Annotated in this window: 2 protein-coding genes; one reads left to right on the top strand and one right to left on the bottom strand. The window is 66.2% G+C overall.

Annotated elements, in window-relative coordinates:
* On the bottom strand, positions 1-1,290 hold a 1,290-nt coding region (locus tag JOZ79_RS08680; RefSeq protein ID WP_294073260.1), incomplete at its 3' end, for a diguanylate cyclase.
* 227 nt (positions 1,291-1,517) lie between these two features.
* Between JOZ79_RS08680 and JOZ79_RS08675 the strand changes: the two genes are divergently transcribed.
* A partial coding sequence (locus JOZ79_RS08675; protein ID WP_294073258.1) for a YggS family pyridoxal phosphate-dependent enzyme occupies positions 1,518-2,170 on the top strand: 653 nt, incomplete at its 3' end.

Genomic DNA, 2,170 nt, shown 5'->3' with positions numbered 1-2,170 from the left:
GATGGCGAACTCCTCGCCGCCATAACGGGCCGGCGTGCAGGAGCGCTCGAACGCGATTTGGGCAATGACTTCGCCGACGGCGCGCAGGCACTCATCGCCCTCCACATGCCCGTGGGTGTCGTTGAACAGCTTGAAATGATCCACATCGATCATGAGAAGCCCCAACGGATGGCGCTGCTCGATCGCTTGCTGCCAGTCGGTGGCGAGCGCCGCGTCGAATGCGCGGCGATTTGCCAGCCCGGAGAGCCCGTCGATGCTCGCGAGCTCGGCGAGATGCGTGTTGGCAAAGCGCAGTTCGTCCTCGCGGGCACCGAGCTTGTGGGCCATGCTGTCGAGGGCAGCGGCGAGCGGCGCGAACTCGGCAGCCCAGGAGGTGGCAGAGAGCCGCGTCTGGAGATTGCCGAGACCGATGCGGATCGCCGATCGCGTCAATGACCGAATCGGCTGGATGATCAGTCGCTCGCCGCCCATCCACACGCCAACCAGCACGGCCGCGCAGACGATCGCAAGCTGCACATAACCGATGGTCGTCTCGCGGTCGATTCGCCAGAGCACTTCGGCTTCATTGAGGCCCACTGCGAGGCGCGCATCGGTCGCTTCGAGGCGCTGGAAGGCAAAAATCCGGCGCACCCCGTCAACCCCGGCACTTGCGACGGTGCCGGCCGCATGGCCGAGCATGGCTTCGACAAGCTGCGGGTCGCCCAGCCTTCTGCCCGGCTCGCCCAACCCGGCCGGATGGCTGCTGATGAGCGTCCCGGCGCGGTCGACGACCAATACGACGGCACCCGGTCGCTCATCGATCACGCCGGCGAGGCGCCCGATCCATTGCATGTCGATCGATGCGCTGACGATCCCGGTCACGCCGCCCCGCGCGTCCTTCAAGGCGAGCGCCGCAAGGATGGTGGGGCCGGGTTGATGGCGTCCGAGCAGGTAGTCGCTCAGCGCAAAACCGCCGGTGCGCAGCGCCTCCTGAAAGTATGGACGGTCGGAAAAATCAAGCCCGGTCGCGCCCACAAAGGTCGAGCAGACGATCCTCCCGTTGCGGTCGAGGAGCGACAGCCCTCTGAGCCAGGAGACACCGATCGGAGCTTGGCCAAAGATTTCAGGGCAGGCCTGCCGGGATTCTACGCTTGCCAGCGTGCGCGCCACGATTTGCAGCACCGCGTGCGCACCCGTCGCGATATCCTGTTGTGCCTGCGAGGCTTCGCGGGCCAGTATCGTGGCCTGCTGATAGGCCGCCGCGAGCTGCTCGCGACGGTCGGCTTCGAGCAGGCGGACGCGATCGACCATCAACGGCGCAATGGCGATGACGGCGAGCAGGATGAGGCGCAGCCGAATGCTCGGCCGTGGCCTCCTTGTCGATCTTGCCTCCCCGCGTCCTCGGCCAGGCAGCATGAATGTCATCCCGGGCTCCCGGCCCGAAGGATGCACGACAGGGGTTAATTCGGCGGCCGCAGATTGTCTAAAATTGAAGCTTTGATCTTCGGAGCTCGCCCGCGGTGCCAAGCGAAAACAGCATGCCGCCCTCGCGTCCCGATGCGGCCGCCCGTCTTGGCGAGGTGCGCCGCGCCATCGAGGCCGCCTGTATGGGGTCGGGACGCGATCCTCGCTCGGTGACACTGGTCGCGGTCACCAAGACTTTTCCGATGGGCGCGATCGAGCCCGTCATCGCGGCCGGCCAGCGCACCTTCGGCGAGAACCGGGTGCAGGAAGCGAAGGCAAAATGGCCGCCGGTTGCAGCCGACCGGCGTGACATCGAGCTGCACCTCATCGGTCCGCTGCAGACCAACAAGGCAAAGGAGGCGGTCACGCTTTTCGACGTGATTCACACGCTCGACCGGCCTAGCCTGTGCGAAGCGCTCGTCAAGGAAATGGCGCGACAGAACCGCCGTCCGCAGCTGCTCGTCCAGGTCAATACCGGGGCCGAGGCACAAAAGTCCGGCGTTCTTCCCGAGGCCACGGATGCATTCGTTGCGAGGTGCCGGCAGACGTACGGGCTCGATGTCGCCGGGCTGATGTGCATTCCCCCTGTGGACGAGGCGCCGGCGCCGCATTTTGCCCTGCTCGCGAAGCTTGCGGCGCGCAACGGGCTCAGCCTCTTGTCGATGGGCATGAGCGCCGACTATTCGATCGCGATCGAGCTCGGGGCCACCCATGTGCGGGTGGGCAG

It is taken from the genome of Sphingomonas sp. (assembly GCF_019242355.1).
Taxonomy (GTDB): domain Bacteria; phylum Pseudomonadota; class Alphaproteobacteria; order Sphingomonadales; family Sphingomonadaceae; genus Sphingomicrobium.
The sequence above is the reverse complement of the archived record's forward strand: the minus strand, read 5'-3'. Positions and strand labels throughout refer to the sequence as shown.